9 protein-coding genes are annotated in these 8,243 nt (G+C 73.4%); 6 read left to right on the forward strand and 3 right to left on the reverse strand.

The genetic code is table 11. The features are described 5' to 3' along the window. Nucleotides 1-189: 189 nt before the first annotated feature. Complete coding sequence (locus QJS33_RS30585; RefSeq protein WP_306371552.1) at nt 190-969, forward strand: dihydrofolate reductase family protein; 780 nt, start codon at nt 190-192, stop codon at nt 967-969. A 163-nt stretch (nt 970-1,132) separates the two neighbouring features. Next, the gene (locus QJS33_RS30590; protein WP_306371553.1) at nt 1,133-1,897 is read left to right on the forward strand and encodes a GntR family transcriptional regulator; all 765 of its coding nucleotides are present in this window, start codon (nt 1,133-1,135) and stop codon (nt 1,895-1,897) included. 50 nt (nt 1,898-1,947) lie between these two features. On the opposite strand, the gene QJS33_RS30595 is transcribed toward QJS33_RS30590, so the two are convergent. Continuing rightward, nucleotides 1,948-2,358 carry a hypothetical protein gene (locus tag QJS33_RS30595; protein WP_306371554.1) on the reverse strand — a complete coding sequence of 137 codons (411 nt, stop codon included), beginning with the start codon at nt 2,356-2,358 and terminating at the stop codon, nt 1,948-1,950. Nucleotides 2,359-2,569: 211 nt separating this feature from the next. Here QJS33_RS30595 and msrB point away from each other — a divergent pair, with 211 nt between their 5' ends. The 3 genes from msrB to pssA all read left to right on the forward strand — a co-directional run bounded on the left by msrB (nt 2,570) and on the right by pssA (nt 4,651). After that, nucleotides 2,570-3,007: a peptide-methionine (R)-S-oxide reductase MsrB gene (msrB, locus tag QJS33_RS30600; RefSeq protein ID WP_306371555.1), complete on the forward strand. Its 438-nt coding sequence runs from the start codon at nt 2,570-2,572 to the stop codon at nt 3,005-3,007. A gap of 167 nt (nt 3,008-3,174) precedes the next feature. Further along, nucleotides 3,175-3,843: a phosphatidylserine decarboxylase gene (locus QJS33_RS30605; protein ID WP_306371556.1), complete on the forward strand. Its 669-nt coding sequence runs from the start codon at nt 3,175-3,177 to the stop codon at nt 3,841-3,843. Continuing rightward, nucleotides 3,830-4,651, forward strand: coding sequence for a CDP-diacylglycerol--serine O-phosphatidyltransferase (pssA, locus tag QJS33_RS30610; protein ID WP_306371557.1), 822 nt, complete (start codon nt 3,830-3,832; stop codon nt 4,649-4,651). The genes QJS33_RS30605 and pssA overlap by 14 nt, the downstream gene beginning before the upstream one ends. A gap of 301 nt (nt 4,652-4,952) precedes the next feature. On the opposite strand, the gene hemQ is transcribed toward pssA, so the two are convergent. Next, the gene (hemQ, locus tag QJS33_RS30615) at nt 4,953-5,663 is read right to left on the reverse strand and encodes a hydrogen peroxide-dependent heme synthase (protein ID WP_306371558.1); all 711 of its coding nucleotides are present in this window, start codon (nt 5,661-5,663) and stop codon (nt 4,953-4,955) included. Next, nucleotides 5,660-7,117, reverse strand: a complete 1,458-nt coding sequence (hemG, locus tag QJS33_RS30620; RefSeq protein WP_306371559.1) for a protoporphyrinogen oxidase — start codon at nt 7,115-7,117, stop codon at nt 5,660-5,662. The genes hemQ and hemG overlap by 4 nt, the downstream gene beginning before the upstream one ends. Nucleotides 7,118-7,331: 214 nt before the next feature. Between hemG and QJS33_RS30625 the strand changes: the two genes are divergently transcribed. Then, the coding region (locus tag QJS33_RS30625; protein ID WP_306371560.1) for a DUF4349 domain-containing protein at nt 7,332-8,243 on the forward strand (912 nt) is incomplete at its 3' end.

An 8,243-nucleotide genomic window follows, 5' to 3' on the forward strand; every position in this document is an offset into this window, starting at 1 on the left:
AGCATACACACAGTTTGTTGCTTAGTATGTTAAGAAGGCGGCAGCCCCCTACACCCTGTCCCTGCACGTCGCTCTTCCGATCTCCGCCCGGGTCCGGGGCCGGGACCGCCGACCCCGCCGGGACCGACCGGCGACACGTGACCCGAACGGGGCGGGCGCGCCTCCGCGCAGGCCCTACGCTGGTGCACCATGGTCGGCAACGATGCGCACCCGGTGTTCCGCGAACTCCTCCCCTCCACCGGCGGGGAGGTGGACCTGGCCGCCGCCTACGCCCACCCGGTCGGCCTGGACCGCCCGTGGGTGCGGGCCAACATGGTGGCCAGTGTGGACGGCGGGGCCATCGGGCCCTCCGGGCGCAGCCGCGACCTGTCCTCGCCCGCCGACCGGCGGGTGATGGGCGTCCTGCGCGGGCTGTGCGACGTGGTGCTGGTGGGCGCGCAGACCGCGCGGGTGGAGGACTACGGTCCCGTCAAGGACCGGGCCTCCTGGGCCCCGCTGCGCGCCGGGCGCCCGGCGACCCCGTCCGTCGCCGTCGTCTCGCGCACCCTGGACCTGCCCGACGGCCTGCTCACCGACGCGCCCCCGCACGCGCGCACCATCGTGTTCACCGTCGCGTCGGCCCCCGCCGAGCGCCGCGCGCACGTGGCCCGCCACGCCGACCTGGAGGTCGTCGACGGGGAATCGGTCACCCCGGCGCACATCGTCAACGCCCTGGCGGGCCGGGGCCTGTACCGCGTCCTGGCCGAGGGCGGCCCGCACCTGCTGGCCGAGTTCACGGCCTCCGGGCTGCTGGACGAGCTGTGCCTGACGCTGAGCCCGCACCTGTTGGGCGCCGGGGCGCCGCGCATCGTCGCCGGGGGGCCGGGCACCCCCGGAGCACCCGAGTTCGTCTCCGTGCAGAGCACGCCCGTGCGGATGGCGCACCTGCTGACCGCCGACGACATCCTGTTCGCGCGCTACGTGCGCTGACGGCGCAGGCCGCGGTCCCTGACCATAACCGGTCGGTTTCGGCCACCACTCAATCACGCATGAACCTTCCCGCAACCGGACATACCCGAGATGTGCCACCCAGTGGACACAACGCATCAGCGGGGCTGACCGGGCCTGGCCCCCGGCCGAGAGGAAGAACGTGGTGCCGACGTCCGAAAACGGACCCCCTCCACCGGTCTACAGGGAGATAGCCGAGGAACTACGCGAGCAGATCCGTTCCGGGCGGTTCGCCGACGGCGACCGCCTTCCCGGGGAGAACGTCCTCATGGAGCGCCACGGCGTCGCACGGGCGACCGCGCGCCAAGCGCTCTCCGTGCTCATCAACGAGGGCCTGGCCGTGGCCGTGCGCGGCTCGGGCGTGTACGTGCGCCTGTTCCGCCCGGTGCGAAGACACGGGGCCCGACGCCTGGCCCGGGAGCTGTGGGGCGCCGGGCGGGCCATCTGGCAGACCGACAGCGACGACCGCGGCTACGAGGTGGACCGCCTGCGGGTGGAGGAGGCCGCCGCCCGCGACCACGTGGCCCGGGTCCTGGGGCTGGCCGAGGGAGAGCCGATCCTGCTGCGCTCACGGCGCTACCTCGTGGACGGCCGCCCCGTACAGACCGCCGTCTCGCACCTGCCGCTGGCGGTGGTGGGCGACGAGCCGCGGTTCCGCGAACACGACACCGGACCCGGCGGGATCTACGCGCGGCTGGCCGAACGGGGGCTGGCCCCGGCGCGCTTCACCGAGGAGATCCGGGTCCGCATGCCCACCCCCGAGGAGACCGGCGCCCTGACCCTGGCGCCGGGGACGCCGGTGCTGGAGGTGGCGCGCACCGCGCTGACCGCCGAGCACCGCCCCGTGGAGTTCAACGCGATCACGATGGACGGCTCGGCCTACGTGTTGCAGTACGACTTCGAGGCCTGACCGGCCCGACCCCGGCGGTGGGGCGCCCCGAGGGCGCCCCACCGGGGTGTTCACTCCCTCTCCCGTACCGGTCGGCGGCGCTGCCGGGAGGCGAACACCAGGTAGGCCAGGGAGACCAGGACCGCCCCGACCGCCAGCGCGCCCAAGCCGACGATGGGCAGCGCATCCGCCTCGGTCCGCATCCACTCGGCCACCCCGAACCCCAGCAGCAGGGCGATGGCGAGGGCGACGACGGAGAACACCGTCAGCCCGGCGAACAGCCTCCGGTCGTCCCAGGGCTCCGCCTCGGCCTTTTCCAGATCGATCGGGAGGGACTTCGCGGTGAGCCCGACGACCCACCTCATCTCCCTGCCCACTCCCCTGGTGAGGGAGCGGATCCCGCTGCGCGCGCCCGCGGCGGCCTGGACGAGCCACCACAGCCCGTACCGCATCCATCCCACGCGCAGCGGTCGTTTTTTCACTGTGAGTGACTGTTGCGCTGTAGCGGCCATGTCACCTGCCTTGTTGCGCTTCGACCACTGAACCCTGCCCCATGCCCTACCCTCACGGACGGACACCGAACGCGACCGATGGTGAAGTTAGAGGTATGTCGCGTCCAAGGACGATTTACCGAGAGCGTCACCCGGACGACACGGGAGACACCGGTGTCCGATTCCGGATAACGTCGAAGGCATGGATGACACAGCGGACAGGGCCCCGCGGGGCGGGACCGACGGCATCCCGACGACCGACCGGGAGTGGCGCGAGCGACTGGACGAGCAGACCTACGCGGTCCTGCGCCTGGGCGCCACCGAGCGGCCCTGGACCGGGGAGTACGTGGACACGAGGACCGAGGGCGTCTACCGCTGCCGCGGCTGCGGGAGCGAGCTGTTCCGGTCCACCGAGAAGTTCGACTCGCACTGCGGGTGGCCGAGCTTCTTCGACCCGGCCGACTCCGACGCCGTGACCCTGGTCGAGGACCGCTCGCTGGGCATGGTCCGGACCGAGGTCCGGTGCGCCACCTGCGACTCGCACCTGGGGCACGTGTTCCACGGTGAGGGATACGCCACCCCGACCGACGACCGGTACTGCATCAATTCCGTGGCACTGACCCTGGAGCCTACGGAGTAGGTTGGCGTAGCATCCTGGTTCCGGGCGTACGCCTGCGGGTCGCCCGCGGGCGGCCCTGCGTTCACCCGATCACCGCCCCCGGCGGATCAGGGATAATCGCATGCAACGTGCCGCAGGACGGCCCCCGCCGCCCTCCGGCGCCGAATCACCCGCGACGAAAGCGCTCGATGACCGACGACTCACCTTCCACCTCCGTCTCTCACCGGCCCGCGGCCCGTCCGCGCCTGGGCATGGCCCAGGGATCGGCCCCCTGGCTGATCCCCGCGCTCGGTGCCGCGGGCGCCGCCGCCCTGGCGGCCCGCGGTTCCCGGACCCGCACGGCCCTGGCCGTACCGGTGGTGGCCCTGGCCGCCGGGATGGCGTGGTTCTTCCGCGACCCCGAGCGGGGTCCGGCGACCGGGCGGGTGTTGTCCGCGGCCGACGGCGTCGTCCAGAGCATCGATGTCCGGCCCGACGGACGGACCCGGGTCGCGGTGTTCATGAACCCCCTGAACGTGCACGTCAACCGTGCTCCCCTCGCCGGCGTGGTGACCCGTGTCGAACACCGCCCGGGGGGCTTCCGCCCCGCATTCGACAAGGACAGCGAGCGTAATGAACGCGTCATCTGGACCCTTGAAACCGAGATCGGTGAGATCACGGTCGTTCAAATCGCCGGCGCGATGGTCCGGCGTATCATCCCGTATCTCGCTGCGGGGCAGAAGGTCGAGCAAGGCGAGAGGATCGGGCTCATCCGGTTCGGGTCGCGCGTCGACATCCATCTTCCGGCCGGGATCACCCCGGCGGTGGAGGTCGGCCAACGCGTCCGCGCCGGGGAAACCCGCCTTGACGCCGACTGACGGCCCGCTCACCGGCGCTCCCGCCTCTGCCGCCCCCGACACCTCCCGCATCCGCCTGGCCCTGGCCGACTACCTGACGCTGGGCAACGCCCTGTGCGGGTTCCTGGCCGTGTGCGCGCTGGTCGCCGCACTGTCGGCGCACCTGGCCGCCGGGGTCGGGGGACCGCTGCCGCGCAGCGCCATGGCCACGGTCGTGGGCCTGATGCTGGTGGCGGCCGCGCTGGACCTGCTCGACGGGCGGGTGGCCCGCAAGCTGGGCGGCAGCGGCATGGGCGCCGAGCTGGACAACCTCGCCGACGTCATCAGCTTCGGCTTCACCCCGGCGTTCCTGTTCGTCGTCTGGGGCACCCAGGGCGGCGGCGGAACGCTGCCGCTGGTGGCCGGCGGTGCGGTGCTGCTGGCGGTGATCGTGCGGCTGGCCCGGTTCTCCCTCCAGACGCCGGGCACCGGGTACTTCACCGGCCTGCCCTGCCCGTTCGGGGCGATGGCGGTGGTGACGGTCGTGCTGCTGGACCCGCCACCGACGATCGCCGCGGTCGCGGTGCTGTTCATCTCCTGGCTGATGGTGAGCCGCATCGAGTACCCCAAGCCGCGCGGCCGCAAGGCGTACATGGTGCTGGGCATGCTCGGCGCGGGTGTGGCGCTGGTGGTGTCCTGGGGCATGGGCCTGCCCGCCGGGCAGTGGCTCGTGTACCTGGTGAGCGCCCTGGTCCTGCTGTTCATCGTGACCGTCCCCTTCCACGTCCTGGCCACCCGGCGCGCGGCCGCCGAGCCGATCCCCGGCCCGGCCGAACCGGTCGAGGAGTAGCGGCGCACACGTGAGGGGCGCCCCGGCGGAGAACGCCGGGGCGCCCCTCACGTGGGCACGGGTCCGTTAGGGCGTGTTCGACGGATCATTCCGACTCGCGGCCACCAGGCCGCCTCTCGCTGCGCCGCCTGCGCTTGGCCGGCCGAACCCGGGCGGGCCCCCGCTGTGCGACACCGCGGAGCCTGCGTAGCAGGGCACAGTAGGGCAGCTGCGCTCGTCGTCTTGCGAGAGATCGCCTGGCGGCCGCCCGTGTCCTTCGGCGCGAGCGCCGAGCCGCACGAAGGCATCCGCCGAACACGCCCTAGGCCAGGGACTCCACCAGCTCGGCCACGCTCTTGCGGCGGCCCGTGTAGAAGGGGATCTCCTCCCGGGTGTGCAGGCGGGCCTGGGCGCCGCGCAGGTGGCGCATGAGGTCGACGATGCGGTGCAGCTCGTCGGCCTCGAAGGCCAGCAGCCACTCGTAGTCGCTCAGCCCGAACGTGGACACGGTGTTGGCGCGCACGTCCGGGTAGGGGGCGGCCATCCGGCCGTGCTCGGCGAGCATCGCCCGGCGCTCCTCGTCGGCGAGCAGGTACCACTCGTAGGAGCGAACGAAGGGGTACACGCAGATGTTGTCCCGGGGCTCCTCGCCGGCCAGGAACGCCGGCACGTGGCCGCGGTTGAACTCGGCCGGACGGTGCAGGCCCACCACCGACCACACCGGGGTGGCGGCGCGGCCGACGGCGGTGCGGCGGAACGCGGTGTAGACGTCCTGGAGCCGCTCGTGGGTGTCGGCCACCCACCAGAACATGATGTCGGCGTCGGCGCGGAAACCCTGCACGTCGTAGCCGCCGCGGGTGGTGACCCCCTGCCCGGCCGCCTTGTCGAGCAGGGCCTGTAGCTCTTCGGCCGCCGCGGCGCGGTCGGTGCCCTCCAGGCTCCCGACCTTGAACACCGACCACATGGTGTAGCGGATGAGGGAGTTGAGGTCGGTGCCGTCCTCGGCGATGGCTCCGCTGTGCTGGCCCGTCACGGGTTGACTCCTTGCTGGTTGGTGCCGGCGGCTCCGTCGCCGCGGCCGGTGGGACTGTCGGTCTGGAGGGCGGTGGCCAGGTCCCGGGCCTGGCGGTCCGCGTCGGCGATGCACGCCGGGATCCCCACGCCGCCGTAGGCCGCCCCGCACACGGCGGGCCCGCCGTGGCGGGCCAGCGCGTCGCGGATGCGGGAGACGCGGGCGGTGTGCCCGACCGCGTACTGGGGCAGGCCGCCCTCCCAGCGGCTCACCCGGGTCTGGACCGGGCGCCCCGCCAGACCGGTGACGCGGGACAGGTCGGCCAGGGCGGCCGCGGTCAGGTCCTCGTCGGACCGGTCGAGCACCCCGGTCTCGCCGAACCTGCCGATGGAGCAGCGCACCACGACCAGGTCGTCGCCCGCCGCGGCCAGCTCTTCGGCGATCCAGGGCCACTTGTTGGTGGAGAAGGTGGCCGCCTTGACGGTGAGGCCGCCCTCGCCCGCCGGGACGAGGAAGCCGGTGCCGGTGAGCGGGGCGGGGAACGCCGAGGCGGGCAGGGCCAGGGTCACCAGGGCCATGCTCGCGTACTCGACGGCGCGCAGCTCGCGGGCGGCCTCGGGGACGTGGTCGGCGAGCAGTCGGGCCGCCTCCGGTGCGGGGCAGGCGAGCAGGACGCCCGCGGCCTCGATCCGGTCGCCGGTGTCGAGGTGGACGCGCCAGCCCTGGGGGAGGCGTTCCAGGGAGCGGACGCGGGTGCCGGTGCGCAGGTCCTTGCCGTGGCGTTCGGCCAGTTCCTCGGCGAGTCCGGCGATACCGCCGCGCAGGGAGGCGAACACCGGGCCGGCGGAGGGGCCGCGGGCCCCGGTGGCGGCGCGGACGCCGCGGATCAGCGAACCGCCCTCGCGGGCCATCGGGGCGATCTGCGGCAGGGTGGCCTCCAGCGAGAGCTCGTCGGCGCGGCCCGCGTAGACGCCGCCCAACAGCGGCTCCACCAGGCGTTCGACGACCTCGTGACCCAGGCGCACGCCCACGTAGGAGGCGACCGGGAGGTCGCCGCGCACCGGGGTGCGCGGGCGCACCAGGTCCAGGGCGGCGCGGGCGGTCCCCCACGGGGAGAGCACCCCGCTGCGGGCCAGCGCCCCCAGGTCTCCGGGCACACCCATGAGCTGGCCCTTGGGCAGCGGGCGGATGCGGCTGCGGCTGTAGACGGCGGCCGCGCCCGGACCGGGGTGGACGAGCCGGTCGCCCAGTCCCAGCTCCTCGATGAGGGCGAGCGCCTCGGGGCGGCGGGCCAGTACGGATTCGGCCCCCGCGTCGACGGACACCCCCGCCACCGGCGAGGCGCGCAGTTTGCCGCCGGGCGCGTCGGCGGCCTCGACCACGGTGACGGACGCGCCGAGCCCGGTCAGGCGGTGCGCCGCGGTGAGTCCGGAGATCCCGCCCCCGACCACGACGACGTGCGGTGCTTCAGGCATACTCCCAGCTTCCCAGATGCCGTGGGTCACAGTGTCCCGCCGTCCCCGTGACGTCCGGCGCACCGTGGCCCTCCCCCTCCAGGATCGTGGACGCGGGGCTCGTGAGGCGCGGGGAACGTCCCGTGTCGGGAGGGTCCTTCCGCCCGATTCGGACCGTTGTCCGCTCGTTACCAGCAGGCCGAAACGCCGGTGACGGACGCCACGTCCAAGGTTCATGGCTATTTCAGATTCACCTCCGGCGCTGCGTGTCGCCGGAGTCGCGGTGTCCACGGCCCTGGCGGCCCTCCTGGCGACCTCCTGCGCATCGCCCATGTCCGCTTCGTACGACGACGCCGGTTCGGGTGGCGCGGCCGCGCCGGAGATGGCCGCCCAGGAAGAATACTCCGAGGGGGGCGACCGGGCCGCGGACGGCGCCGCCGCGGAGGAGGGCGGCTCGGCGTCGGGGGTGGGCGCCGAACTGGACGCCTCCGACCGCAGCCTCATCCACATCGCCGACCTCACCGTCCGGGTGGACGACGTGACCGAGGCGGCGCAGGGCGCCAAGGAACTGACCGTCGCCGCAGGGGGCCATGTCGCCTCCGAGTCGCTGCACACGCCCACCGGCGGGACCCCTGAGGCGTACCTGACCCTGCGCATCCCCGCCGAGGACTACGAGGACGCGCTGGAGGAGCTGGCCGGGCTGGGCGACCGCTCCGACCTCAGCCGGTCGGTGCAGGACGTCACCGGTGAGGTCGCCGACGTCGAGAGCCGCATCGAGTCCGCCGAGACCGCCCTGGACACCCTGCGCGGGTACCTGGAGGAGGCCGAGGACGTCGACGAGCTGCTGCGGGTCGAGCGGGAGATCCAGGACCGGCAGGCCGAGCTGGAGGCGTTCCAGGCACGGTTGAAGGTCCTGGAGGACCAGACGACGCTCTCGACGGTCAACCTCACGCTGATGCCGCCGCAGACCTACATCGAGGAGCCCGCCGAGGAGGGCATCGGCTTCCTGGGCGGCCTGGAGCGCGGCTGGCTGGCGCTGGTCTCGGTGTTCGAGGGCCTCGCCGTCGCCGTGGGCTGGCTGCTGCCCTTCCTCGTGGTGCTGGCCGTGCCGGTCACCGCCCTGGTCTGGTGGCTGCGCGCCCTGCGG

The organism is Nocardiopsis sp. CC223A, from assembly GCF_030766825.1.
Lineage (GTDB): Bacteria > Actinomycetota > Actinomycetes > Streptosporangiales > Streptosporangiaceae > Nocardiopsis.